24 protein-coding genes are annotated in these 25,547 nt (G+C 71.8%); 16 read left to right on the top strand and 8 right to left on the bottom strand.

All coding sequences use genetic code 11. From position 1 onward, the window contains the following. Positions 1 to 9 precede the first annotated feature (9 nt). The gene (locus tag TAE01_RS11865) at positions 10 to 1,008 is read right to left on the bottom strand and encodes an alpha/beta hydrolase (protein WP_186815164.1); all 999 of its coding nucleotides are present in this window, start codon (positions 1,006 to 1,008) and stop codon (positions 10 to 12) included. 252 nt (positions 1,009 to 1,260) lie between these two features. Between TAE01_RS11865 and TAE01_RS11860 the strand changes: the two genes are divergently transcribed. The 5 genes from TAE01_RS11860 (at position 1,261) to prcA (ending at position 7,416) form a co-directional block, all read left to right on the top strand. Further along, a complete protein-coding gene (locus TAE01_RS11860) occupies positions 1,261 to 3,786 on the top strand; it encodes a lysylphosphatidylglycerol synthase domain-containing protein (RefSeq protein WP_246111298.1) in 2,526 nt (841 codons plus the stop codon). A gap of 79 nt (positions 3,787 to 3,865) precedes the next feature. After that, positions 3,866 to 5,386 carry a depupylase/deamidase Dop gene (dop, locus tag TAE01_RS11855; protein WP_281289287.1) on the top strand — a complete coding sequence of 507 codons (1,521 nt, stop codon included), beginning with the start codon at positions 3,866 to 3,868 and terminating at the stop codon, positions 5,384 to 5,386. 121 nt (positions 5,387 to 5,507) lie between these two features. After that, on the top strand, positions 5,508 to 5,714 hold the full coding sequence (locus TAE01_RS11850) for a ubiquitin-like protein Pup (protein ID WP_147066649.1): 207 nt from the start codon (positions 5,508 to 5,510) through the stop codon (positions 5,712 to 5,714). Then, the gene (gene prcB, locus TAE01_RS11845; RefSeq protein WP_147066647.1) at positions 5,711 to 6,544 is read left to right on the top strand and encodes a proteasome subunit beta; all 834 of its coding nucleotides are present in this window, start codon (positions 5,711 to 5,713) and stop codon (positions 6,542 to 6,544) included. The genes TAE01_RS11850 and prcB overlap by 4 nt, the downstream gene beginning before the upstream one ends. Then, a complete protein-coding gene (prcA, locus tag TAE01_RS11840) occupies positions 6,541 to 7,416 on the top strand; it encodes a proteasome subunit alpha (RefSeq protein ID WP_147066645.1) in 876 nt (291 codons plus the stop codon). Before prcB ends, prcA begins: the two co-directional genes overlap by 4 nt. Positions 7,417 to 7,496: 80 nt before the next feature. Here prcA and TAE01_RS11835 read toward each other — a convergent pair whose 3' ends face one another. After that, positions 7,497 to 8,756: a coiled-coil domain-containing protein gene (locus tag TAE01_RS11835; protein WP_147066643.1), complete on the bottom strand. Its 1,260-nt coding sequence runs from the start codon at positions 8,754 to 8,756 to the stop codon at positions 7,497 to 7,499. Positions 8,757 to 8,948: 192 nt separating this feature from the next. Between TAE01_RS11835 and pafA the strand changes: the two genes are divergently transcribed. The 3 genes from pafA to TAE01_RS11820 all read left to right on the top strand — a co-directional run bounded on the left by pafA (position 8,949) and on the right by TAE01_RS11820 (position 11,925). Further along, positions 8,949 to 10,340: a Pup--protein ligase gene (gene pafA / locus TAE01_RS11830; RefSeq protein ID WP_147066641.1), complete on the top strand. Its 1,392-nt coding sequence runs from the start codon at positions 8,949 to 8,951 to the stop codon at positions 10,338 to 10,340. Between the two features lie 130 nt (positions 10,341 to 10,470). Continuing rightward, entirely contained in the window at positions 10,471 to 11,460 is a 990-nt protein-coding gene (locus TAE01_RS11825) for an FKBP-type peptidyl-prolyl cis-trans isomerase (protein WP_147066639.1), read from the top strand. Between the two features lie 78 nt (positions 11,461 to 11,538). Further along, positions 11,539 to 11,925 (top strand): FKBP-type peptidyl-prolyl cis-trans isomerase, encoded by a 387-nt coding sequence (locus tag TAE01_RS11820; protein WP_147066637.1) that lies wholly within the window; start codon positions 11,539 to 11,541, stop codon positions 11,923 to 11,925. 6 nt (positions 11,926 to 11,931) lie between these two features. Here the strand turns inward: TAE01_RS11820 and TAE01_RS11815 are convergent, their stop codons facing one another. Further along, positions 11,932 to 13,029 carry a DUF3866 family protein gene (locus TAE01_RS11815; RefSeq protein WP_147066635.1) on the bottom strand — a complete coding sequence of 366 codons (1,098 nt, stop codon included), beginning with the start codon at positions 13,027 to 13,029 and terminating at the stop codon, positions 11,932 to 11,934. A gap of 77 nt (positions 13,030 to 13,106) precedes the next feature. On the opposite strand from TAE01_RS11815, the gene TAE01_RS11810 reads away from it, so the two are divergent. From TAE01_RS11810 to TAE01_RS11780, 7 genes are all read left to right on the top strand, one after another. Next, complete coding sequence (locus tag TAE01_RS11810) at positions 13,107 to 14,132, top strand: helix-turn-helix transcriptional regulator (protein WP_147066634.1); 1,026 nt, start codon at positions 13,107 to 13,109, stop codon at positions 14,130 to 14,132. Then, positions 14,129 to 15,136 (top strand): helix-turn-helix transcriptional regulator, encoded by a 1,008-nt coding sequence (locus TAE01_RS11805; protein ID WP_147066631.1) that lies wholly within the window; start codon positions 14,129 to 14,131, stop codon positions 15,134 to 15,136. Before TAE01_RS11810 ends, TAE01_RS11805 begins: the two co-directional genes overlap by 4 nt. A 138-nt stretch (positions 15,137 to 15,274) precedes the next feature. Then, positions 15,275 to 15,670, top strand: coding sequence for a Sec-independent protein translocase subunit TatA (gene tatA, locus TAE01_RS11800; RefSeq protein WP_147066629.1), 396 nt, complete (start codon positions 15,275 to 15,277; stop codon positions 15,668 to 15,670). Positions 15,671 to 15,707: 37 nt separating this feature from the next. After that, the gene (tatC, locus tag TAE01_RS11795; RefSeq protein WP_246111297.1) at positions 15,708 to 16,514 is read left to right on the top strand and encodes a twin-arginine translocase subunit TatC; all 807 of its coding nucleotides are present in this window, start codon (positions 15,708 to 15,710) and stop codon (positions 16,512 to 16,514) included. Between the two features lie 25 nt (positions 16,515 to 16,539). Beyond that, complete coding sequence (locus TAE01_RS11790; protein WP_147066627.1) at positions 16,540 to 17,445, top strand: diacylglycerol kinase; 906 nt, start codon at positions 16,540 to 16,542, stop codon at positions 17,443 to 17,445. Then, complete coding sequence (locus tag TAE01_RS11785; RefSeq protein ID WP_147066624.1) at positions 17,442 to 20,330, top strand: DEAD/DEAH box helicase; 2,889 nt, start codon at positions 17,442 to 17,444, stop codon at positions 20,328 to 20,330. Before TAE01_RS11790 ends, TAE01_RS11785 begins: the two co-directional genes overlap by 4 nt. A 220-nt stretch (positions 20,331 to 20,550) precedes the next feature. Further along, positions 20,551 to 20,751, top strand: coding sequence for a cold-shock protein (locus TAE01_RS11780; RefSeq protein ID WP_020144233.1), 201 nt, complete (start codon positions 20,551 to 20,553; stop codon positions 20,749 to 20,751). Positions 20,752 to 21,003: 252 nt separating this feature from the next. On the opposite strand, the gene TAE01_RS11775 is transcribed toward TAE01_RS11780, so the two are convergent. Then, a complete protein-coding gene (locus tag TAE01_RS11775) occupies positions 21,004 to 21,228 on the bottom strand; it encodes a hypothetical protein (RefSeq protein ID WP_147066622.1) in 225 nt (74 codons plus the stop codon). Positions 21,229 to 21,357: 129 nt separating this feature from the next. Further along, positions 21,358 to 22,299, bottom strand: a complete 942-nt coding sequence (locus TAE01_RS11770) for a 5'-3' exonuclease (protein ID WP_186815163.1) — start codon at positions 22,297 to 22,299, stop codon at positions 21,358 to 21,360. Positions 22,300 to 22,402: 103 nt separating this feature from the next. Here TAE01_RS11770 and TAE01_RS11765 point away from each other — a divergent pair, with 103 nt between their 5' ends. Continuing rightward, entirely contained in the window at positions 22,403 to 22,861 is a 459-nt protein-coding gene (locus TAE01_RS11765) for an Lrp/AsnC family transcriptional regulator (RefSeq protein WP_147066620.1), read from the top strand. Here TAE01_RS11765 and ybaK read toward each other — a convergent pair. The 3 genes from ybaK to TAE01_RS11750 all read right to left on the bottom strand — a co-directional run bounded on the left by ybaK (position 22,854) and on the right by TAE01_RS11750 (position 25,484). After that, positions 22,854 to 23,357: a Cys-tRNA(Pro) deacylase gene (gene ybaK / locus TAE01_RS11760; RefSeq protein WP_147066617.1), complete on the bottom strand. Its 504-nt coding sequence runs from the start codon at positions 23,355 to 23,357 to the stop codon at positions 22,854 to 22,856. The genes TAE01_RS11765 and ybaK overlap by 8 nt on opposite strands. After that, positions 23,357 to 23,977, bottom strand: a complete 621-nt coding sequence (locus tag TAE01_RS11755; RefSeq protein ID WP_147066615.1) for a TetR/AcrR family transcriptional regulator — start codon at positions 23,975 to 23,977, stop codon at positions 23,357 to 23,359. The genes ybaK and TAE01_RS11755 overlap by 1 nt, the downstream gene beginning before the upstream one ends. A gap of 61 nt (positions 23,978 to 24,038) precedes the next feature. Further along, the gene (locus TAE01_RS11750) at positions 24,039 to 25,484 is read right to left on the bottom strand and encodes a KamA family radical SAM protein (RefSeq protein ID WP_147066613.1); all 1,446 of its coding nucleotides are present in this window, start codon (positions 25,482 to 25,484) and stop codon (positions 24,039 to 24,041) included. Positions 25,485 to 25,547 lie beyond the last annotated feature (63 nt).

Below are 25,547 nucleotides of genomic sequence, written 5' to 3'. Positions count from 1 at the left end.
GTTCGCAGACTATCCGACCCTTCCGGGTCTCGCGTGGCGTGAGACCCAGTCGACCAGCTCGGTGCGTGCCGCAGCCCCGACCCGGGTGGCGCCGGGGAAGCTCATGAAGCCGTGTGGGACGCGCGGGTAGTTCGTGTGCCTGGCCTCGACGCCCGCCGCCTGAAGCCGTGCGGCGTAGGCTGCGCCCTCGTCGCGGAGCGGGTCGAGGTCCGCCGTCTGGACGAGGGTGGGCGGCAGTCCGGAGAGATCCGTGGCGTGCAGCGGGGAGACGAGCGGGTGCACCGGGTCGAGCGCGTCGTCGCCGTCCCCGAGGTAGTGCGCCAGGAACATGTCCATGTCGCCGCGGGTGAGGATCGGGGCCTGCGCGTGCTCGGTGACGGACGGCGAGCTCATCGTGGCGTCGACGGCCGGGTAGAGGAGTGCCTCGTAGGCGATGTCGGCGCCGCCGTCGGCGAGGAGCACCTGGGCGGCGACAGCGGCGAGGTTGCCGCCGGCCGAGTCGCCGGCGAGACCGAGACCGGTGTGCCGCAGGTCCGGTCCCGAGGCCTCGGACGCGGCCCAGCGGGCTGCGTCGACGCAGTCGTGGGCGGCTTGGGGCGCCCGGTGCTCGGGGGCCAGGCGGTAGTCGACGTTGAGCACGGCGACCCGGGCACGGTCGGCGATCCAGGCGCAGATGGGGTCGTAGCCCCGCGTGTTGCCGAGCACCCAACCACCCCCGTGGAACCAGAGCACGGCGGGCAGGACCTCACCGGCGGCGTCACGTGGCCGGTACGTGCGCACGGCCACCTCGTGCCCGTCACGCGCCCGGAAGCCCGTGCCCGCGATCGCGACGCTGCGCGGCACCGGACCCGTCACCCACGTGAAGGGGATCCTCGCCGGAGCGAACCACGCTCTGCTGCGGGCGATCTCGTCGTACGTCTGCATCCGGTCGGCACCGCGTGAGCGGCTCAGGGCCCGGGCGAGGAGCTTGGTGCGCAGGGGCATGTCCCAGGAGTCACTGACCGTCACGGCGTCAGTCTCGCACCGCATCCGGAGGCTTCGCGCGGCGGGCGTCGGGCGCGCTCGTCCCCGGAGCCGGGCGACCAGCCCGGGGACCTGCGTGGAGGACCGGCGTGGCGTGGTCACGGCGGCCTCCAGCGTTTCTGCGGGTGCCTCGTGCAGGATTGACCCATGCCCGGCAACTCGGAGAGGACACAGCCCCCCAGGGACGGGGCTGGCGCCGCCCGTGCTGAGCTGTCGGACGAGACCACGGGGGAGACCATGCACCAGACGGCGGGCAACGCCGACACCCGCGCCGAGAGGGACGGGCGACCTGACACCGCCGACCCCTCCGACGCGCCCGAACGGCGCGACGAGCGTCCCGACGACCGGCCCGACGAGCGGGACGTGGATGGCCGGCAGTCCCCGGACCCCGAGGCGCCGATCGACGTGGAGGTCGTCGAGCCCCCGATCCCGGAGCGGGTCCGCCGGCCCGCCGACGGCGTGCGCCTCGCGGCCGCCCTCGTGCTGCTCGTCCTCGGACTGCTCATCGCCGATCTCGCCGCCGGAACGCGGGGCGCGGTCGAGCAGGACCTCACCGATGCCACGAGCGGGCTGCCCCGGCTGCTCCTGACCCTCCTCGGCTGGATGAGCGGTATCGGCGTGCTGCTGCTGCCCATCGGGGTCGGGGCGGACCTGCTCGTTCGCCGCCGGCCCATGCAGCTGATCCAGGCGCTCGGCACGGCCGTCGTCGGAGGCGTCCTCGTCATCGTCCTCGCGGTCCTCGTCCAGTCCGGCAACGGTGGTTTCGTCACCGACGTGCTGACGCGCCCGACGACGACGGGTCACACGGGGCCGCTCGACATCGTCATCGTTGCGATGCTCGCCCTGCTCACGGTCGCCGACATCTCGGGACGCAAGTGGATCTCACCCATCGCGACCACGGTGGTCATCGCGACCCTCGTCACCACGCTGCTCTCCGGGGCGATGACGTTGGCCGCCCTCGCGTGCTCCCTCCTCATCGGCTGGATGGTCGGTCTCGGCTCCCGCCTCGTGTTCGGAGTGACCTCGACGCGCCCGCCGGGCACCGAGGTGGCCGCGGTGCTCGTCTCGGGCGGACTGCCGCTGACCCGTCTGGAGCTCATCGACGCCAACGACGCCGGCGACCGCCGCTACCTCGGCCAGACCACCCAGGGCCCGCTCGACGTCCACGTCATCGACCGTGACACCTTCGGGCTCGCCTCCGGGCGACGCCTGCTCCGCGTGCTGCGCCTGCGCAGCGGCTTCACCCGCCCACCCGCGCTCACCCTGCGCTCGGAGGTCGAGCACCGCACCCTCATGGGTCTGGCGCTGCACGACGCCGGCGTTCGGGCCCCGAAGCCGGTGGCCGTCTCGGAGGTCGGGCCCTTCTCGGCCGTCATCGCCTATGACGAGCCGCAGGGCACGCCGCTCAGCGAGCTCGACGGCGACCTGGACGATGCCCGACTCGCCGCGATCTGGCGCCTCGCGGGCACCCTGCACCGCAGACGCCTCGTGCACCGTCAGCTCGGACCGTCGACGATCCTCGTCGACGACCACGGCGGGGTGGCGCTGTCGAGGCTCGGCAGCGGCGACGTCGCAGCCGACGACATCAGCCTGCGCATCGACCTGGCGCAGCTGCTCACCACGGTGGCGCTGAGCGTGGGCCCGGAGCGCACCGTGGACTCGGCCGTCGCCGTGCTCGGCGAGGATGCCGTGCTGCGTGCCGTGCCCGTGCTCCAGCCGGTCGCGCTGAGCCCTGACGCGCGAGCCGCGCTCAAGGCCTCCAAGTCGGTCATGGGTGAGCTGCGCGAACGCCTCGTCGCCCTCCGGCCGCGGGCCGAGGCCGTCGAGCCGGTCCAGTTGCGACGCATCTCGCCCCGAGGCGTCGTGACCCTGCTCGGTGGCGGCATCGCCGGCTACGTCCTGCTGACCCAGCTGGCCCAGGTCGACATCGGCAAGGTCGTCACCACCGCCGACTGGCGGTGGGCCGCCCTCCTCGGACTCTTCGCAGCGGCGACGTTCGCCGGTGCCTCGGTCGCGCTCTCCGGGGCGGTCCAGATCCACCTGCGCTTCGTCCGCACGTACATGACCCAGCTCGCCGTCGCGTTCAGCGGGCTCGTCGCCCCGGCCGCCGTCGGCAACATCGCGCTCAACACGCGCTACCTCCAGACCTCCGGCCTGTCTCCGACCATGGCGGGCGCGAGCGTGGGGGTCGCCCAGGTCGCCCAGTTCTGCTCCTACTTCGTCCTGCTCGTCATCTCCGGCGTGCTCGCGGGCACCGGCCCAGCCGTGTCCTTCAGCCCGTCGCCGGTCCTCGTCGCAGCGATCCTCGTGGTCGTCATCCTCCTGCTCGGCCTCCTGGCGCTGCCCAAGGTGCGCGGCCTGCTCACCGACCGGGTTCTCCCGCAGGTCAAGTCCGCCCTGCCCCAGGTGCTCGCCGTCCTGCAGCACCCCGCCAAGCTCACCCAGCTGCTCGGCGGTGCGCTGCTCCTCGACATGTCGTTCGTGGCCGCTCTCGTCTGCGCGACGAGGGCCTTCGGGGCGCAGGCGCCGGTCGCTGCCATCGCGGTCGTCTACTTCGCCGGTGCCATCGTCGGCTCGGCGGTCCCCACGCCCGGCGGCCTCGGCGGCATCGAGGCCGCCATGTCGTTCGGCCTCATCTCCATCGGCGTCGACAGCGGCACCGCGGTCTCCTCGGTCCTGCTCTACCGCCTCGCCACCTACTGGCTCCCGATCCCGTTCGGCTGGTTCTCGCTCAACCGGCTGCAGAAGGTCGGGGCGATCTAGAGCCGGGCACACGGCATACGCCGTCGCACGACCCCGGACCGCGCGCGGAAGCGGCGGTCCGGACGGTTATCGTCGGGCCATGACGGTGCGGCGGATCATGGGACTCGAGACCGAGTACGGCATCTCGGTGCCCGGCGACCCGATGGCCAACCCGATGTTCCTCTCCGGGCAGGTCGTCAGCGTGTACGCCGCCGCGCAGGGGATCCGCTCGAACCAGTCGAGCTGGGACTACGCCTTCGAGGACCCGCTGCGCGACGCCCGTGGATGGCAGCTCGACCGCCAGAGCGCCGACCCGAGCCAGCTGACCGACGTCGAGGACCCGACGCTGGCCAACGTCGTGCTGACCAACGGCGCGCGGTACTACGTCGACCACGCGCACCCGGAGTACAGCTCGCCCGAGGTCACCCTGCCGCGCGACGCCGTGACGTGGGACCGCGCCGGAGACGCCATCGCGCTCGAGTCGGTGCGCCTGCTCGCCGCCCGGCCCGGACAGGCGCCGGTCAACCTCTACAAGAACAACGCCGACGGCAAGGGCCAGTCCTACGGCACGCACGAGAACTACCTCATGCCGCGGCGCACCGCCTTCCCCGACATCGTGCGCCACCTCATCCCGTTCTTCGTGACGCGCCAGGTCGTCTGCGGCGCTGGCCGGGTCGGCATCGGCGTCGACAGCAGGGGAGCGGGCTACCAGATCTCGCAGCGGGCGGACTTCTTCGAGACCGAGGTCGGCCTCGAGACGACGCTCAAGCGACCGATCATCAACACCCGCGACGAGCCCCACGCCGTCGCCGACCGCTACCGGCGGCTGCACGTCATCATCGGCGACGCCAACCACCTGGACGTGGCGACGCTGCTCAAGACGGGGACCACCTCCCTCGTGCTCGGCATGATCGAGGACGGCCACCTCACCGAGGACTGGTCCGTGCGACGTCCGGTCGCGGCGCTGCAGACGGTCTCGCACGACCCGTCGCTCACGGCCACGGTCGAGCTCGTCGACGGGCGCACGATGACCGCTCTCGACGTGCAGTGGATGTACCTCGAGGCGGCGCGCGCGTGGCTCGACGCGCGCGGCGACGACCCCGAGCCCGCGGCCACCGCCGAGGTGATGAGCCTGTGGGAGGAGGTGCTGACCGGCCTCGGCAGCGACGTCATGTCGTGCGCCCCGTTGCTCGACTGGGTCGCCAAGCTGAAGCTGCTCGAGGGCTACCGCGCCCGCGACGGCCTGTCGTGGGACGACCACCGTCTCGCCGCCATCGACATCCAGTGGGCCGACGTGCGCCCCGAGAAGGGCCTCGTGCACCGGCTCCGTGACCGCGGCATGCTCCGCGACCTCGTGACGCCGGAGGAGGTCAAGGGCGCCCAGACGACGCCGCCCGAGGACACCCGGGCCTGGTTCCGCGGAGAGTGCGTGCGCCGCTTCACCTCCCACGTCTTCTCGGCGAGCTGGGACTCGGTCGTCTTCGACGTCCCGGGCCGGGCGAGCCTCCAGCGGGTGCCGCTCCTCGAGCCCGAGCGCGGCACGCGCGCCCAGGTGGGCACCCTCCTCGAGCAGAGCGCGGACGTGGGCGACCTGCTGCGCGGACTCGCCACTCCCGAGTAGTCGGCGCCGGCCCGCTGCAGCCACCGCGCACCCTGCTCACCCGCCGCCGGAGGGTCCTCGGACTCGGAGGCCCGCACGGGTTAGGGTCGGGGCAAGGGTCCAACACGTCTGGGAGGTAGCCATGCCGGGTCAGGAGCACGCCAAGCCGCAGCGTCGTGACGAGGAGCCGCCGGAGACACCCGACGCACCCCCGACCGCGCCCGCCGGCGCCGCCGTCAAGGAGGGGCTGTCGGACGACATCGACAGCGTGCTCGACGAGATCGACGGTGTCCTCGAGTCCAACGCCGAGGAGTTCGTCCGCGGCTTCGTCCAGAAGGGCGGCCAGTGACCCAGTCCTTCCCGGGACGGTCGCGGCGCCTCGACGACGCCTTCCTCAGTGCGGGGTCGTCGTCGTTCACCGAGTTCGTCACCGCCTACCGCCCCGAGCTGCTGCCCGCCGGCCGGCGCCTGCCCTCCGGGGCGAGCATCGAGGCGCCGCACGGCACCACCATCGTCGCGCTGCTCTTCGACGGCGGCGTCATCATGGCCGGTGACCGACGGGCCACCATGGGCAACGTCATCGCCAACCGCGACATGGAGAAGGTCTTCGCGGCCGACGACTACAGCGTCGTCGGCATCGCCGGGACCGCGGGGATCGCGATCGAGCTGGTCCGGCTCTACCAGGTGGAGCTCGAGCACTACGAGAAGATCGAGGGCGCCATCATGTCGCTCGAGGGCAAGGCCAACCGTCTCGCCTCGATGATCCGTGGCAACCTCGCGCTCGCGATGCAGGGCCTGACGGTCGTGCCGACGTATGCCGGCTTCGACCTCGAGTCCGCCACGGGCCGCATCTACTCCTACGACGTCACGGGCGGCTGCTACGTCGAGGGTGGTCACCACTCGACCGGCTCGGGGTCCGTGTTCGCCCGGGGCTCCCTCAAGAAGCTGTGGCGGCCCGGTCTCGACGAGCAGCAGGCCGTCTCCGTCGCCATCGAGGCCCTCTACGACGCGGCCGACGACGACTCCGCGACCGGTGGCCCGGACCTCGGGCGCCAGATCTGGCCCACCGTGGCGGTCGTCGACCACTCCGGCGCGCGGTTCGTCGCGCAGGACCTCCTCGAGCAGCACGTCGAGCGCGTCGTCGCGGCACGGCGCGACAATCCGGGAGGTGCCCGATGAGCATGCCCTTCTACGTCCCGCCCGAGCAGGTGATGAAGGACCGGGCCGACTTCGCGCGCAAGGGGATCGCGCGTGGGCGCTCGGTCGTCGTCGTGGGCTACGACCGCGGCATCGCCTTCGTCGCCGAGAACCCGTCGCGGGCCCTGCACAAGGTGTCGGAGATATACGACCGCATCGCGTTCGCCGCCGTCGGACGCTACAACGAGTTCGAGAGCCTGCGGGTCGCGGGGATCCGGTATGCCGACCTGCGCGGCTACTCCTACGACCGCACCGACGTGACGGCGCGCGCCCTGGCGAACACCTACGCCCAGACCCTCGGCGCGGTGTTCACCCAGGAGTCGAAGCCCTTCGAGATCGAGATCGTCGTGGCGGAGGTCGGAGCCGACAGCGGGGCCGACCAGATCTTCCGGCTGACCTACGACGGGTCGGTCGCCGACGAGCAGGGCTTCGTCGCGATGGGTGGGGCGAGTGACGTGGCCGAGGAACGGCTCGGCACGGGCTGGCGCCCGGGCATGAGCCTGAGCGAGGTCCTCCGTCTCGCCGTCGACGTGCTCGCCACCGGGGAGAACGGCGAGCGCCGGCCCCTCGACGAGGCCCAGCTCGAGGTGGCCGTCCTCGACCGCGACCGTCCTCGCCGCTCCTTCCGGCGCATCGTCGGCCCCTTGCTGACGCGGCTGCTCGGCGAGCCCGGTGAGTCGGCTGAGTCGGCTGAGCGCCGCGAGATTACGGATGCGCCCGCGGGCGTCCTCGGCGCGGACTCGACCGCGGCAGAGCCAGATCCGGGTGCCCCCGGTGGAGCAGGGTCAGCTTCCGATGGTGCCGGACCTGCAGGGCCTCCCGGCTCTCCCGGGCCTGCTGCGCCGCCGGCCTGACGACAGACCGTCGCCCTGGCACGGGCACGACGAAGGCCGCCCACCATCGTGGTGAGCGGCCTTCGTCGTGGACGGTGTCCTCAGCGGCGGTTGGCGCCGACCGCGTTGCCCGACGCGCTGCGCTGGTAGTACGACGACTGGTCGGAGCCGTAGGACGAGGAGGCCGCGTCCTCGTCGCCCTGCTGGTCACCCTGCTCGTCGTCGGCGGCCGCGTCGGGCGAGTCGGTCGAGTCGGGCGAGTCGGTCGAGTCGGCCGTGGCGTCCTCGGGCTGATCCGCCTCGGACGTCGCCTCGGCGGACTGCCGTGCCTCGTCGGCGTCCCCGTCCTCGTCGGCCGGGTCGGCGGACGACTGGGAGGGCACCGGCACGGGCTGCTGGGCGTCGGCGACCTGGGCCGGCTGGGCCGGCTTGTCCGGGGCGCCCAGGGAGTCCATCAGCGCGCCGCCACCGAGGGTGGCGAGCATCTGGCGGACGTTGCCGAGCTGCGCGGTGATGCTGTCGCGCTGGGCCGTCGCGGCCGCGAGCTCGCGGTCGGACTCCTCCCGCAGCCGCGACGCGTGGTCACGGGCCTCGGAGACGATCTGGTCGGCCTGGGACTGGGCGCTCTCGAGCAGGCGCTCGGCCCGGGCACGCATCTCGTGCGCGTCGTGCTCGGCACGCTCGGTGAGCTGGCGCAGCCGGGACTCGCTCTCGCTGAGTGCCGCCTCCTGCTGCTGGCGACGCGCCTCGAACTCGGCGTCGGCCGACTCCCGACGAGCGGCGAGCTTCACCTCGAGCTCGGCCGAAGCCGTGGACGCCTTGAGCCGGTGCGCCTCGAACTCCGCAGCGGCCTCCTGCCGCTGCGCCGCCGTGACGCTCTGCGCCTCGGCCACGATGGCCTGGGCCTCGCGGTTGGCCTGGGCGATGATGCGCACGGCCTCCTCGTCGGCGCGGGCGCGCGCCTGCTCGCCGTAGGTCGCGGTGGTCGCCTTGAGCTCGGCCGCGGAGCGGTTGGCACGCTCCCGGATCTCGTCGGCCTCCGACGTCGCGCGCGAGCGCATCTCGCCGGCCTCCTGGTCGGCGAGCGTCAGGATCTGCGCGATCCGCTCGCCGAGGTCGGAGAAGGTCTGCGACGGGGACGGCGAGCTGTTCTTCTTCAGGTCGGCCATGACGCGCGACTGCTGACCGAGCTGTCCCCGCAGGTCGGTCAGGGCGGCGTTGAGCTTCGTCAGCTCGACGCTGCGCTCGGCGGCGTCCTTCTTGGCGGCCTGGAGAGTGCGGTTCTGCGACTCGATGAACGAGTCGACCTCTTCGGGCTCGTAGCCACGGCGGGAGAACTTGAAGTGTGGTCTGTCGATCATTTCCGTCCAATGCAGGGGATGGTGGAGGGGTACGGCATGAGGGGGACGACGGCCATTGTGTCAGCCCTGTCCGCCGCTGGCACGACTGTCGGCATGTCGATCGGGCCACTGCTCGCCCTCAGGCGTCGCGGCGCGGTGGTGGTGGTTCGCCCGTTCCGGGCGGCCCGCTGTCGGGCCGCCTAGAGTTGCTCCATGGAGCGGCGGATCTTCGGGATCGAGAACGAGTACGGCGTCACCTGCACGACGCAGGGCCAGCGGCGCCTGACTCCGGACGAGGTCGCCCGCTACCTGTTCCGCCGGGTCGTCGCCTGGGGCCGTTCGAGCAACGTGTTCCTCGGCAACGGTGCTCGCCTCTACCTCGACGTGGGCTCGCACCCGGAGTACGCCACGGCCGAGTGCGACTCGGTGCGCGAGCTCGTCATCCAGGACAAGGCGGGGGAGCGGATCCTCGAGGGCCTCGTCGAGGACGCCCAGGGCCGCCTGCGTGACGACGGTGTCGAGGGCGAGATCTTCGTCTTCAAGAACAACACCGACTCCGCCGGCAACTCCTACGGCTGCCACGAGAACTACCTGTACGGCCGCGGCGGGGACTTCCAGCGCGTCTCGGACATGTTCATCCCGTTCCTCATCAGCCGGCAGATCGTCTGCGGCGCCGGCAAGGTCGTCGCGACGGCTCACGGCGCGAGCTTCGCCGTGAGCCAGCGGGCCGACCACATCTGGGAGGGCGTGTCGTCGGCGACGACCCGCAGCCGGCCGATCATCAACACCCGCGACGAGCCCCATGCGGACGCGGAGAAGTACCGCCGCCTGCACGTCATCGTCGGTGACTCCAACATGTCCGAGACGACCAACCTGCTCAAGGTCGGCAGTGCCGACCTCGTGCTGCGGATGATCGAGGCGGGCGTCGTCATGCGCGACCTGTCGATGGAGAACCCCATCCGGGCCATCCGCACGATGAGCCACGACCCGAGCGGTCGGGCCACCGTCCGGCTCGCCAACGGCCGGGAGCTGTCAGCGCTGGACATGCAGCGCGAGTACCTCGACAAGGCCGTCGAGTTCGTCGACCGCGAGGGCATGGACAGCCCCGACACCAAGCAGGTCATCGACCTCTGGGGTCGTGCCCTCGACGCGATCGGCTCGGGCAACCTCGGCGCCATCGACACCGAGATCGACTGGGTCATCAAGTACCGCCTCATCGAGCGCTACCGGGCCAAGCACGGTCTGGCCCTCACCGATGCGCGCATCCAGCAGATCGACCTCGCCTACCACGACATCAACCGCCGTCGCGGGCTCTTCTACCTGCTCCAGCGCCACGGTCGCACGGCTCGGGTCGCCTCCGACGTCGAGGTCTTTCAGGCCAAGGTGCGACCGCCCCAGACGACGCGGGCCAAGCTGCGCGGCGACTTCATCCGGGCGGCCCAGGCCCACGGCCGCGACTTCACGGTGGACTGGGTACACCTCAAGCTCAACGACCAGGCCCAGCGCACCGTGCTGTGCAAGGACCCCTTCCGGTCCGTGGACGAGCGGGTCGAGCGGGTCATGGAGACCATCGACCGGTCCCCGACGGTTCAGCGCCCGCTCTGAGGAGGCGGTCTCCCGTGCCATCCCGACCTGTCAGTGGGCTGTGCAACCTGCACAAGGGTGGGCGTTACAGTGGCTGGGATTTGCCCAGCGGGACCTCCACGCCCGCCCGCCCCGACCGAAAGTCTTCCCTGTGCGCCCCAACCGTACGGCCGCTCGCACGGCCGCTGCCCTGATCGCCGCCCTCGGGCTCACGACCGTCGCCGCGTGCGGGTCGAGCACGTCCGGATCCAACGGCACCGCGACCACCTCGGCCGCCGCCGCCCTCAAGAGCGTCACCGCCACCGGCGCCGTCGACCTGAAGACGGCTCCGAAGGTGACCCTGGGCGCCACGCCCATCAGCTCGAAGGTCGTCGAGCACAAGGTGCTGACGCCGGGCACCGGCAAGGCCGCGACCAAGGCCGACACCGTGCGCCTGCGCGCGCAGATCTACAACGGCACCACCGGCAAGCTCATCGACGACGGCTACGCCGCCGGTCGGTCCGAGGAGGGCTACCGCCTCGGCCGCACCGACATCGTCGCCGGCTTCACCGATGGCCTCGTCGGCGCGACGAAGGGCGGACGCATCGCCTTCACCATCCCGCCGGACAAGGGCTTCGGCTCGGCCGGCAACGAGCAGCTCGGCGTCAAGGGCACCGACACCATCGTCGTCGTGGCCGACATCGCCGACGTGCACACGCCGCTGACCCAGGTCGACGGCACGCAGGCGGCCGCACCGGCCGGGCTGCCGAAGGTGGAGTTCAAGAACGGCCCCACCAAGGAGCCCACCGTCACGGTCCCGAAGTCGGCCGCTCCGACGACCACCCAGCAGGCGACCCTGATCCAGGGCACCGGTGCCACGGTCCAGAAGGGCCAGACCATCAGCGCCCAGTACCACGGCGTCCTCTGGAAGGACGGCAGCGTCTTCGACTCCTCGTGGCAGCGCGGCGCGGCCGCCGACTTCCCGATCGGCGTCGGTGGGGTCATCCCCGGTTGGGACAAGACGCTCGTGGGCAAGAAGGTGGGTAGCCGCGTGCTGCTCGTCATCCCGCCGACCGACGGCTACGGCAAGGCCGGCAGCCCGCCGAAGATCTCCGGCACCGACACCCTGGTCTTCGTCGTCGACATCCTCGACGCGTACTGAGCATCACCCCGGCGGGCGACCCGCTCGCCGTCCGAGGCACCTGAGCCACCTGAGCCACCAACGAAAGGGACACGCAGCATGGCACTCGACCCGAACCGCACCAAGCCCGAGATCGACTTCCCCGAGGGTGACGCCCCGGCAGACCTCGTCGTCGAGGACCTCATCGAGGGCGACGGCCGCGAGGCGAAGGCCGGCGACACGGTCAGCGCCCACTACGTCGGTGTCGCGCACTCGACGGGTGAGGAGTTCGACTCGTCCTGGAACCGCGGCAGCGCGCTCGACTTCCGTCTCGGCGTCGGCATGGTCATCCCGGGCTGGGACAAGGGCATCGAGGGCATGAAGGTCGGCGGTCGGCGCAAGCTGACCATCCCGGCCCACCTCGCCTACGGGGACCGCGGCGCAGGCGCTGCGATCAAGCCCGGCGAGACGCTCATCTTCGTCGTCGACCTCGACGACGTGAAGTAGACGGTCCTAGACCTTCTGCATCCGGGCGGCATACCGCCCTGCGACGGCCGCGCCGAGGAATCCGGCGCGGTCGTCGTCGTATCCGCGGCCCATGGTGCGCAGCGCCACCGGCGAGGTCCGCAGCGCGTCCTCGAGCCCGTCCGTCTCGACCTCGTGGAGGTCGAGGCGTCCGCCGCTCGCCGCTGCGAGCTCCCGCGCCTGGGCCAGCACCCGTGCCCCGAGGGGGCCGGGAAGCACCGGCACCGGCACGTCCGCCGGTACGAGCGACACGCGGCCGTATGCCGTCAGGCTGTGGTGCGAGACGCCGCGGTGCCGCTCGCGGGGGTCGGCCTCCGAGATCCGCAGCGAGCACACCGGGCGGCCGCCGAGCGTCCCGGCGGCATTGACCGCCTCACCGGCAGACGTGCCCGAGAAGCCCCAGCGCGTGCCCGTGCCGAGGTTGCCGGGGCCCTGGGACACGACGACGACGTCGGCGCCCACGACGTGCCGTGCGGCGAGCAGCCCGGTGTGGACGTTGACGGCCTCGAGGTCACCGCCGAAGGCCTGTCCGACGGTGACGGACGCCTCGAGCCAACCTGCTTCGCGCAGTCCCGCGACGGTGCGCGAGAAGTCGATCGGCAGCGCGCCACCGTCGGTCATGACGTAGGCGACGCGCAGCGACGGGCCGGCCTGACGCAGTCCCGCCAGCACGGCCGGCAGGGCCGAGTGCAGGTCGGCCACGACGACGGGCATCCCGTCGAGGTCGTCGGCGTCGGCGAGAACCGCGTGGTGCTCGCTGTGCTGCTCGTCGACGCCGAGCACCATCGTCTGGGAGGGCGTGTAGCGCGCCTTGACGACGTGGCCGCGCACGGCGGTGACGTCGTCGACCGGGCGGGGGAGCGCGTCGGGGGCCGCGACGACGATGGCGAGGCCGCCGGTGCCGAGCCCGCGCTCGAGGGCCGTCGTGTTGAGCAGCACCGTGGTCCCGGGGCCCAGGTCGCCGACGACCTCGACGTAGCCGAGCGCCCGGACGACGTCCCCGGAGGCGAGGCGGACGGCATACTCGACCGCTCCCGCCCAGCGCGCACGGATCTCGACCACGACACCCCGGCGCCACTGGATCATGGGCTGACCCTATTCGATCGCATGTTCGGGTAGCGTCGGACTGCCCACCCGCCGCCGCCCCCTTCAGGAAGGTCTCGATGAGCCCTGCGTCTGCCTCGGCCGACAAGACCGAACGGCTGCTCAACCTCATCCTCGCGCTGAAGTCCGCGCGGCGGCCCGTCTCGAAGCAGAAGATCCGCGAGTCCCTGCCGGCCTACGCGCAGGCGAGCTCGGACGAGGCGTTCGACCGGATGTTCGAGCGCGACAAGGACGAGCTGCGCGAGATGGGCATCCCCATCTCGACGACGGTGCTCGACGTCCTCTTCGACGACGAGGTCGGCTACCGCATCGACGCGAGCGAGACGACGCTGCCGGCCATCACCTTCGAGCCGGACGAGGTGGCGGCCCTGGCGCTGGCGGCGCGGGCGTGGTCGACGGCCAGCATCTCGGGCGCGGCGTCGGCGGGCCTGCGCAAGCTGCGCCTCTCCGGCGTCGAGATCGACGAGTCGGTGGCGGCAGGCGCCGAGCCGCGCATCCGCACCAGGGAGCCGGCCTTCGAGGCGGTGCACGCGGCCGTCTCGGCCCTGCAACCGATCACCTTCGGCTACCGCAAGAACGACGGCGAGCTGACGACCCGTCACGTGCAGCCGTGGGCGCTGAAGAACTGGCACGGCCGCTGGTACCTCACCGGCTTCGACGTCGACCGGGCCGACGAGCGCGCCTTCCGCCTCAGCCGCTTCGAGGGCGCCGTCCGTCGCAAGGGCCGTGCGGGGTCGTATGCCGTCCCGACCGACCACGTGCCCGAGGTGGCCCTGGAGGCCCAGCTGCCCGAGCCCGAGGGGACCGCCGTCGTGCGCGTGCGCCACGGGCGCGGTCACACGCTGCGCCGGCACGCGCAGCGCACGACCGAGCTGGACGAGCGGTGGGCCGAGATCGAGGTGCCCTACCGCCGGGGGACGACCGAGCGCGACGTCGTGGCCCTGGGCACGCACGCGGTCGCGGTGTCGCCGCCCGAGCTCGTCGCCGGAGTGCGAGCGGCGCTGCTCGCGGTGGCCGAGGCCCACCCGATGACGCCGGGCTCGCCGGCACCCCAGGAGTCGACGCGATCGGAGGCGCGGGCATGACCGGTTCGAGCGGCACGGGGCGCACGGCTGCACGACGTCCGCCCGAGACGGCGACGCAACGCCTCGGACGCCTGCTCGACATGGTGCCGTGGCTGCTCCAGCACCGCGGCGTGCCGATCGCCGACGCCGCCCGCGAGTTCGGGGTCGAGGAGGAGCAGGTCGTCGAGGACCTCGAGCTGCTCTTCGTGTGCGGCACCCCCGGCTACGGCCACGCCGAGCTCATCGACGCCCAGTGGGACAGCGGCTTCATCTACCTCGACAACGCCGACGACATCGCCGCCCCGATGCGTCTGACGCGTGACGAGGCGGTCACCCTGACGGCTGGTCTGCAGGCGCTCGGCTCGACCCTCGTGGGGTCCGACGTCGCCGAGCGCACGCTCGAGAAGATCCGGGTGGCGGCCGCGACCGGTGCGGGTGAGCCCACGGGGCGCATCGACCTCGACCTCGACGACGGCAGCCAGCACCCGGCCATGGCGACGCTCAAGGACGCCTTCGCCCGCGGTCGGCGGGTGCACCTGCGCTACTACGTCGCGACGCGCGACGAGTCCACCGAGCGCGACGTCGACATCATGCGCATCCTCAACCTCGACGCGCAGTGGTACGTCGAGGGCTACTGCCACCGCGCGGAGGACGTCCGTCTCTTCCGCCTCGACCGCATCGAGGACGCCTCGGTGCTCGAGGTCGACGGCACACCGCCCGCCGGCGCCCGCCCGCGCGACCTCGACGACGTCTTCGTCCCGGGGGAGAACGACCTCACCGTCGTCATCGAGGCGAGCCGTGGCGCGGCGTGGATCGCGGACTACTACCCCAACGAGGGCGTCGAGCGTGGCCCGGACGGCTCGTTGCGGGTGACGCTCAAGGTCGCCGACCCGGCCCTCGTGCGGCGACTCGTGCTCCGCCTCGGTGGTGAGGCCCGGGTCGTCGAGCCGCCCGAGCTCGCCGCGGCCGTCGCCGAGGAGGCCCGTTCGGCCCTGGCCGCCTACGCGCCGGTGCCGCAACCCTGATTCCGCGGCACGGCCGAGGCCCGGCCCATATCGTGGTCAGGTCAGAGCCGAAGGCCGGAGAAGACGACCGGGCACGTACACTGGCAGTGACCCGGGAACAGCCGGCCGTTCCCATCGACGTTGCAAGGAGATGCCGCCATGCTGCGGAACCTCAGCCCAGCACACATCATGATCGTCGTCGTCGTGCTCGTGGTGCTCTTCGGATGGAAGCGCCTGCCGGACATGGCTCGCAGCCTCGGGCGCTCCGCCCGGGTCTTCAAGTCCGAGGTCGACGAGCTGAAGAAGGACGGCAAGCCCGACCCCAGCGAGGCCTCGAGGTCAACGGTCCCCGGTGACGTCGTCGACACCGAGGAGCGCCGCCGCGTCGCCGACGAGCAGCTGGCCGAGGCAGAGCGTCGAGCTGCCGAGGCCCGTGCCGAGGCCGACCGTCTCCGTGCGGCCGCGGCCGCCACGCGCCCCACCGCCTCCTCCGGCGTCCCCAGCAGCACCTCGATGAACGGAGCGGACGAGGTCCGCCGTGATCCGGCTCTGTGAGCCGGTCCACCCTCGATCGCCCGACGGACTCATCTGAATGCCCTCACTCCGACGTCAACGCGACCCCGAAGGCCGGATGTCGCTCGGCGACCACCTGCGTGAGCTCCGCAAGCGAATCGTCATCGCCGGCGTGGCGATCATCGTCGGCGCCGTGGTGGGATGGATCAACTACGAACGTGTCCTCGCCAAGCTGACCGAGCCTCTCTACGAGCTCGCGAAGCGGCGCCAGGGCGTCGTCAACATCAACTTCACGACGATGACGGATGCCTTCAGCATCCAGCTCAACGTGTCGATCTTCGTGGGGCTGATCCTCGCCTCGCCGGTGTGGCTCTTCCAGATCTGGGGCTTCGTCGTCCCGGGTCTGACGAAGAAGGAGAAGCGCGTCGCGCGCCTGTTCATCGTGGCGTCGGTGCCGCTCTTCCTCGCCGGGTGCGCGCTGGCCTACCTGTTCCTGCCCCACGCCGTCGACGTGCTCCTCGGCTTCACGCCGCCGGGTGCCTACAACCTGCAGCAGGCGACCGACTACCTCAACTTCGTCCTCAAGCTCGTGCTGGCGTTCGGGCTGGCGTTCCTGCTGCCCGTCTTCATGGTCGCGCTCAACCTCGCCCACGTCCTCTCGGCCGCGGCGATGCTGCGCGGCTGGCGTCCGATGGTCATGGTCATCTTCGTCTTCGCCGCGGTCATGACGCCGACGCCGGACCCGTGGTCGATGTTGTTCCTGGCGTTGCCCATCGTGGCGCTCTACTTCGCCGCCATCGGGGTGTGTGCGGTGCTGGACCGTCGCCGGGTGCAGACCGAGCCGTCGTGGATGTCGGTTCCCGACGACGAGGCGTCCCAGCTCTGAGCCGTCCGCCCTGTAGCGTTCGGGTGTGTCCCAGCGTGTCGCACTGATCGTCAACCCCACCTCCGGGAAGGGCGTCGGGCGGGAGCTGGGGGAGCAGGCGCGTCACCTGCTCCACGAGGCCGGCCACCACGTCGTCGACGTGTCCGGCAGTGACTACCGGCAGGCTCGCGAGCGGGCCCGCGGCGCGGTGGCCGACGGCCTCGACACGGTGGTCGTCGTCGGCGGCGACGGCATGGTCCACCTCGGCGTCAACCTGTGCGCGGGCACGACCGCACGCCTCGCCGTCGTGGCGGCCGGGACCGGCAACGACTTCGCGCGCAACCTCGGCCTCCCGGTCCGCGACGCACGCGCCGCGGTGGCGCTCCTCACCGAGGGCCGCACCCGCAGCGTCGACCTCGGGCGCGTCACCGACGGCGTGGCGGGGGAGCGGTGGTTCGGCGGGGTCCTCGGTGCCGGGTTCGACGCCGTGGTCAACGCCCGCGCCCAGCGCATGACGTGGCCGCGCGGTCAGATGCGCTACAACCTCGCGGTGCTGCGCGAGCTCCCCGTCTTCCGACCCATCCCGTACGCCGTCGAGCTCGACGGGCGCCGCATCGAGACCCGTGCGATGTTGGTGGCCGTCGCCAACACGACGTCGTTCGGGGGTGGCATGCGGGTCTGTCCCGACGCCGACGTCACCGACGGGCTCTTCGACGTCATGATCGTGCACGCCCTGTCGATCCCCGCGTTCCTCCGGGTCTTTCCCAAGGTCTACTCCGGTACGCACACCACCCACCCGGCCGTCGAGATCCATCGAGCCCGGCGAGTTCGCTTGGAGGCGAGCGGTATCCACTCCCAGGCCGACGGCGAGTCCTTCGCCGACCTTCCCATCGACGCCGAGGTCGTCCCCGGTGCCCTGCACGTCGTGACCCCCGAGGAGGTGCTCGCGTGATCGCCACCTGGCCGCGGCTCGCGGAGTTCGCCGCGCAGCTCGAGTTCCCCCTCGACGACTTCCAGACCGAGGCGTGTCGTGCCGTCGAGGAGGGTCGCGGGGTCCTCGTGGCGGCGCCCACGGGCGCCGGCAAGACGATCGTCGGCGAGTTCGCCGTCCACATGGCCCTCGCCACGGGCCGCAAGGCGTTCTACACGACCCCCATCAAGGCGCTGTCGAACCAGAAGTACACCGATCTCGTCCGCGTGCACGGCGCCGACAACGTGGGCCTGCTGACGGGTGACGCCTCGATCAACGGCGAGGCCCCGATCGTCGTCATGACGACCGAGGTGCTGCGCAACATGATGTATGCCGGGTCGACGACGCTGCGCGGGCTCGGCTGGGTCGTCATGGACGAGGTCCACTACCTCGCCGACCGTTTCCGTGGGGCGGTGTGGGAGGAGGTCATCATCCACCTGCCGCCCGACGTCAGCGTCGTGTCGCTCTCGGCGACGGTGAGCAACGCCGAGGAGTTCGGCGCGTGGCTCGGCGAGGTGCGCGGCGACACCGAGGTCATCGTGTCCGAGCACCGTCCCGTGCCGCTGTGGCAGCACATGATGGTGGGACAGACGCTCTTCGACCTCTTCGTCGAGGAGCGCGACGCCCGCGACGACGACGAGCACTTCACCGCGCCGGGCCGGTCGTCGGTCAGCGTCAACCCCGACCTGGTGCACGCGATCCGTGGCACCGAGGGGCGCGGCGCCTGGGACTCGCACTGGGTCAGCTCGCGTGGCGGCCGCGACAAGGGTCGTCCGCGTGGCAAGGGCGGCGCCCGTGGAGGGTCGTCGGGCGGCGACCGTGGTGGGCGTGGCGGTCGTGACGACTGGGGCGGACGCGGGCGTCGTGGCGCCGACTCCGGCGGTGGCCGCGGGCCCGGTGGGGGCGACGGCGGTCGGGGCTTCTCTCGTGGTGGTCGTCCCGGCGGCGGTGCGACGCGCGCCGAGGTCATCGAGCGCCTGGAGCGCGAGGGCCTGCTGCCGGCGATCACCTTCATCTTCAGCCGCGCCGGCTGCGACGGCGCCGTCGGCCAGCTGCTCTCGAGCGGCATGCGGCTCATCCCCGAGTCCGAGGGCGAGGCCAACCGTCGGCTCGTCGAGACGCGCATCCAGGGTCTGGCCGAGGAGGACCTGTCGGTGCTCGGCTACTGGGACTTCGTCGACGGCATCTCGCGCGGGTTCGCGGCACACCACGCCGGCATGCTGCCGACGTTCCGCGAGATCGTGGAGGAGCTCTTCACGGCCGGGCGGGTCCGCGCCGTCTTCGCGACCGAGACGCTGGCGCTCGGCATCAACATGCCGGCGCGCACCGTGGTGCTCGAGAAGCTCGTCAAGTTCAACGGCGAGAGCCATGTCGACATCTCCCCGGCCGAGTACACCCAGCTCACCGGCCGGGCGGGCCGACGGGGCATCGACATCGAGGGTCACGCCGTGGTGCTGTGGAACCGCGGGCTCGACCCGGCCGGTGTCGCCGGCCTCGCCTCGACGCGCACCTACCCGCTCCGGTCGAGCTTCCGGCCCACCTACAACATGGCCGTCAACCTCGTGCGCCAGTTCGGGCGGGAGAGCGCCCGGGAGATCCTCGAGACCTCCTTCGCGCAGTTCCAGGCGGACCGTGCGGTCGTCGGGTTCGTCCGCACGGTGCGACGCAACGAGGAGGCCCTGGCCGGCTACGCCGAGCAGATGACGTGTCATCTCGGCGACTTCACCGAGTACGCCGCGATCCGCAACGAGATCCGCGACGTCGAGAAGGAGGGGGCCCGGGCGCGGTCGGCGTCGATGCGTGCCGCAGCGGCGATCTCGCTGGAGGCGCTCAAGATCGGCGACATCGTGCGCATCCCCGCCGGACGGCACAGCGGTCTGGCCGTCGTCGTCATGCCCAACCGGGGCGGCAAGGGCGAGTCCGCGTCACCCGCCGTCGTCACCGAGGACCACCAGCTGCGCCGCCTGACCCTGCACGACGTCCCGACCCCGCTCGAGCCGCTCGGCTCGATGCGCGTGCCCAAGCAGTTCAACGCCCGCAACCCCAAGGCGCGCCGCGACCTCGCGGCGACCCTGCGCGCGACGATGCCGCACGACCCCCCGCAACGCCACCGCCAGAGCGAGGCGGACCCGACCGAGGACCGCGTCGATCAGCTGCGGCGCCGGATGAAGGCCCACCCCTGCCACCGGTGTCCCGACCGCGAGAACCACGCCCGCTGGGCCGAGCGCTGGTGGCGCCTGCGACGTGAGACGGACGGGATCCAGCGCAAGATCGACGGCCGCACGAACTCCGTGGCCAAGACCTTCGACCGGATCTGCGAGCTGCTCGTCGAGATGGGCTACCTCGGCGAGGGTGGCCAGACGATCACCGGCGAGGGTGACCGGCTGCGCCAGCTCTACACCGAGAAGGACCTGCTGGCGGCGGAGTGCCTCCGTGAGGGGATCTGGCGTCGGCTCGACCCGCCGTCGCTCGCTGCCGTGGTCTCCACGCTCGTCCACGAGCCGCGGCGCGAGGAGGGCGGCCTGACCCCGAGGTGGCCCACCGACGACGTGCGCGAGGCCTACGACCGGATGATCCGCATCTGGTCCGACCTCGAGGACGCCGAGGGCGCCCTGGCCCTGCCCCGCACGGGGATGCCGGACGGTGGCCTCGCCTGGGCCATGCACCGGTGGGCGAGCGGGCAGCGGCTCGAGGACGTGCTGCGCGGCACCGACCTTGCTGCCGGAGACTTCGTGCGGCGGTGCAAGCAGGTCATCGACCTGCTGGGCCAGCTCACCGACGCCGCCGACCCCGACCTGGCCACGACGGCGCGACGGGCGAGCGAGGGCGTGCTGCGGGGGGTCGTGGCGGCGGACCGGCTCGACTGAGCAGGGCCTCCGCACGCCCGTCGCGATTGTCGTCCGAGGTGCCCGGTCGGCTATGGTTGAGGCACCGGTCGACGTTTTTGGTGCTCGTGTTTTCACACGCTCGCAAGGAACGCCATTGCGAGCGCAACTGTTTCTTCAGGGTTTCTGGAAAGTGGTCGCGTCTCTGCCGACCGGGGGTCGCTGACAAGCAACGGCTCACTTCCACCCAAAGGAGAAAAACATGGCACAGGGAACCGTCAAGTGGTTCAACTCGGAGAAGGGCTTCGGCTTCATCGCCCCGACCGAGGGTCCCGACGTCTTCGTCCACTACTCGGAGATCACGGGCAACGGCTACCGCAGCCTCGAGGAGAACCAGGCCGTCGAGTTCGACGTCGAGCAGGGTCCCAAGGGCCCGCAGGCGATGCGCGTCCGCGCTCTCTGATCACTCGCTGATCTCGGCGGACCGCACAGTCCGCACGACGAAGGCCGGTCCCCTCGGGGACCGGCCTTCGTCATGTCCGGAGTGCGCCGGGCCGGGTGTCGCCCCGAGGCTCCGTGGCCAGGACTGTCGTCGGCCCCCGTCCGACCCCAGATCAGGGCAGGCCGGGCGCCAGTCTCCGAGGGCGGGCGCAGCTGGCCGGGTGGCAGCGGATCTGGACCATCGGAGAAGCTCCGAGGCAGGCCCCGGCGCCGGTCAGAGGCGCGTCAGCCGGTCGAACGGGCTGTTGACGCGGACCACCCCGGACTCGAAGCGCAACGTGACGGTGGCCTCGCTGCAGGCGACGACGACTCCGAGGCCGTGCCGCAGGTGCGACACGCGGTCGCCCACGGAGAACTCCTCGATGTCCCTGGCCGGCGCGGGCCGGAACGGGCTGCTGGACAGGTGTCGACGGCGGTCGGGCGTTCCGTGGTTGGGCACCCTTCAGTATGCGCCTTTTCGCGGTCGCGTGGTGACCGCGACCGCCCCGGCGGAGCGCCGGCCCGCACGAGCTGCAGCGAGACGTGACCGTACCGTGACCGGTCCCGGGGGTCCGGTGGAGGCCGGCCGTCAGTCGATGCCGAGGGCCGAGATGACGCGGTCGAACGACGACGTCAGGCCGTGCTCGACGGCCAGTCGCGACATGAGTGCGGGGTCGGCGACGGACGTCGGGGCGGCGAGCTCGATGTCGGGGACGGCGGCGTCCTTGGCGACGGCGACGACCCGCGGAGCGGCGTCGAGGTAGTCGGTCGCGGCCTCGAGCCGGGCTCGCTGGGCGCCCTTGAGGGCGGGGTCACCGGAGTCGATGGCGGCCCGGACCGCCTCGAGGGTCCCGTAGGTCGTGATGAGCTTGGCCGCCGTCTTCTCCCCGATGCCCGCGACGCCGGGCAGCCCGTCGCTCGTGTCCCCGCGCAGCACCGCCATGTCGGCGTAGGCGCTGCCGCTGGCGACGCCGTACTTCTCGGCGAGGAAGGCCTCGTCTACGAGGTCGGGGGAGCGCACGCCCCCACGCGCGGTGTAGACGACGCGCACCCGGTTGGCGTCGTCGACGAGCTGGAAGAGATCCCGGTCCCCGGTGACGATGTCGACCGGCATCCGACCGCTGAACTGTGTCGCCAGGGTCCCGATGACGTCGTCGGCCTCGTAGCCGTCGACGCCGACGCGCGCGATCCCCAGCGCCGCGAGCGCGTCGACGATGATGGGCACCTGGACACCCAGCGCCTCGGGGACCTGCTCGCCGGCGAGCTCGTCGGGGCCGGGCTCGGCGACCCGGTGCGCCTTGTACGAGGGGATGGCCTCGACCCGGAAGGCGGGACGCCAGTCGTTGTCCCAGCAGGCCACGAGGTGGGTCGGACGGCCCCGGTCGACGAGCGAGGCGATCATGTCGAGCAGCCCGCGCACGGCGTTGGTCGGGACCCCGCTGGGGCCGATGACCTCGGGCACCCCGAAGAAGGCGCGGAAGTAGAGCGACGCGGAGTCGAGAAGGAGCATCCTGGGGGCGGCGGCCGGCATACGCGAGAGGCTACCGGGCCGTCAGCGCCCGCCGGAGCCGACGCGGGCCGGCTCGCACGAGAACCGGCCGCTCGGCCGCCGGGCGCTGCACTACCCTTCGGCCATGGAAGATCTCGACCGTCGCCTCGTCGGACTGCTGCTCGCGGACGGCCGGATGAGCTACACGGACCTCGGCCGGGCCACGGGCCTGTCGACGTCCGCGGTGCACCAGCGCGTCCGCCGGCTGGAGGAGCGTGGGGTCGTCACCGGCTACACGGCGCAGGTCTCACCGGACGCCCTCGGCCTGCCGCTGACCGCCCTCATCTCCGTGGCACCGTTCGACCCGAGCGCGCCGGACGACGTGCCCGACCGCCTCCGGCACATCACCGAGATCGAGGACTGCCACTCGGTGGCCGGGGTCGAGAGCTACATCCTCAAGGTGCGCGTGGCCACGCCGGGAGATCTCGAGGACCTGCTCGCGCGCATCCGCTCCGCGGCGAACGTCTCGACCCACACGACCGTGGTGCTCTCGACGCCTTGGGAGGGCCGGAGCGCCTCTGCCGCGCCCCGCGACGTCAGCTGACCGGGCGCCCGATCGCCGACCGGACCGCTCGGGTGACGGTCGCGAGGTCGGCGGGGGCCAACCCGATGTCGAAGCCTCGCCGCCCGCCGGAGACGTAGACGACCTCGAGGGCGTATGCCGTCTCGTCGAGCACCGTGGGGAGGGACCTCTTCTGCCCCAGCGGGGAGATCCCGCCGACGACGTAGCCCGTGCTGCGTTCGGCGGCCGCCGGGTCGGCCATCGTCACCGACTTGACGCCGAGGGTCGAGGCCATCGCCTTGAGGTCGAGCTGCCCGTCGACCGGCACGATGCCGACGGCGAGTCCCGCGCCGGTGTCGACGAGGAGGGTCTTGAAGACCTCCGCCGGGTCGACGCCGAGCGCCTCGGCGGCCTCGAGCCCGTAGCTCTGCGCCGAGGGGTCGTGGTCGTACGGGTGCCGGGAGTAGGTGACCCCGGCCCGGTCGAGGGCGACCGTGGCGGGCGTCGACGGCCCGTCACCGGAGGGCCGGCGTGCCATCAGGCCTCGGCGACGGTGGCGAGCCCGTCCCAGATCGTCGTCACGACCAGGTCGGTCGCCTCCTCGGCCGTGGTGCCGGGATGGGTGCTGCGCCAGACGGCGAGACGTTCGCAGCCGCCGATGAGGATCTCGGCCATGACGGTGACCCGGCGGGGCTCGAGCGAGCCGAACGCCGGCAAGGTGCGCAGTCCCTCGGCGAAGGCCTTGGCGGTCTGCTGACGGATGCGCTCGACCGAGGCCGACGCCTCGCCGATGAGGGCGCCCTCGGTGCGCAGCAGGGCGAAGGCCTCGTCGTGCTCGTCGATGAAGGCGAAGAACGCGTGGACGACGCCGCGCACGCGGTCGCGCGGGGCTGCCGCGGGCTGGGCGACCCACGAGTCGATGAGGGCCGCGAGCAGCTGCCCGCGCGCGCGCTCGATCGTCGCGGCGAGCAGGCCCTCCTTGGAGCCGAAGTAGTCGTAGATGAGCGGCTTCGTCACGCCGACGAGCTCGGCGATCTCGTCCATCGTCGTGGCCTGGATGCCGCGGGCCGAGAAGACCTGCTCGGCCACGGCCAGCATCTGCGCCTCACGCTCGGCGCGGGGCATGCGGGTGCGGGTGCCGGGGGAGCGGGAGGTCACCGCGGCAGTCTACGGCGGCACCGTTCGCGCCCGTCGCCCCAGCGACGGACCGGACCGGCTCTCAGGGGACGAGCTGTGACTGCGCCGCGGCTCGGCTCGTGGCGGCCTGGCGTGTGGCGTCGGCGAGCACGGACTCGTGGTCGACCGACGCGTGCCACCACCGGCGGCCCTCCTCGGGCAGCGTGTAGATGGGGTCGTAGTAGACGTACTCGCGCGAGAGGGCCTCGGTGTCCTCGCCCTCGATCGACGTGCGGTAGTTCTTGCGCCAGTAGGAGATTCCCCGCTCGGTGTCGTACTCCTCGACCTGGTGCACCCAGCGCTTGCCGACGAAGGGCACGTCGCAGACGATGCGCGGGGTCGAGAAGCCCGGGAGGTAGCCCATCATCGAGTGCTGGAGGTGCTGCGCCTCGGCGAGCGAGAGCCGCCAGTGCTCGGCGAACGGGATCATGTCGCACATGTAGAAGTAGTACGGCGTGATCGAGGCGCCGTCGGCGAGCGCGAAGCACAGGTCGAGCAGCGCCTCCGTCGTGTCGTTGACGCCCCGCATCAGCACGCCCTGGTTGCGGACGTCGCGCACGCCCGCGTCGAGCATCGCGCGGCTGGCTCGCTCCACGGACGGCGTCACGGACTGGGCGCTGTTGACGTGCGTGTGGATCGCGAGGGAGACGCCCCGGGCGCGGGCCTTGGCCGAGACGCGGGCGACCCCCTCGACGACGTCCTCGGCGAACCAGTGCTGGGGCAGCGCCATGAGCGCCTTGGTGGCGAGCCGGATGTCGCGGATGTTGTCGATGTCGAGGAGCTCGTCGACGAAGGCCTCGAGGTTCTTCCACGGCATGTTGGCCACGTCGCCACCCGACACGACGACGTCACGCACGCCGGGGGACGAGCGCAGGTAGTCGAGCATCGCGGCGTAGCGCTCGACGGGCTTGAGGTCGAACTTCAGCTTGGCGACCTGGGGCGTCGAGTTGCCGACGAGGTCCATGCGGGTGCAGTGCCCGCAGTACTGCGGGCAGGTGGGGAGCAGCTCGGCGAGCACCTTCGTGGGGTAGCGGTGGGTCAGCCCCTCGGCCACCCACATGTCGTGCTCGTGCAGCGAGTCGCGCGAGGCGTGCGGGTGCGACGGCCAGTCGGTGCGTCGGTCGGAGAAGACGGGGAGCATGTAGTGGCGCACCGGGTCGGCGTAGAAGGCCTCGGTGAAGTCGTGGCCCGCCGACGGCACGGCACCGTCGGTGGCGGGCACCATCGTGTTGAGCATCTGCGGCGGGACGAGCATCGACATCGTGGCGCGCTCGGCCTGGTCCCGGGCGAGGTCGTCGTAGAAGCGGTCGTCGAGCAGGTCGCCCATGAGGGCGCGCAGCTGCTTGATGTTGCGGACGCAGTTGACGCGCTGCCACTGGGCGCTGTCCCAGTCGGCCTGGCTCACCGCGGCCCAGCCGGGCAGGCGGGTCCAGTCGGGCTCGACGAGCGGTCGACGGGCATAGACGTACGGCTGTGACACCAGAGTCATGAATCGACGATAGCCGAAGGGCCGCCCCCGGACCTCCTATGATGCAGAAGGATTTGTCGTGTG

This window comes from Terrabacter aerolatus (genome assembly GCF_007991735.1).
GTDB lineage: Bacteria > Actinomycetota > Actinomycetes > Actinomycetales > Dermatophilaceae > Terrabacter > Terrabacter aerolatus.
Note: the sequence above shows the minus strand (reverse complement) of the source record. Positions and strands in the feature narration are given on the sequence as shown.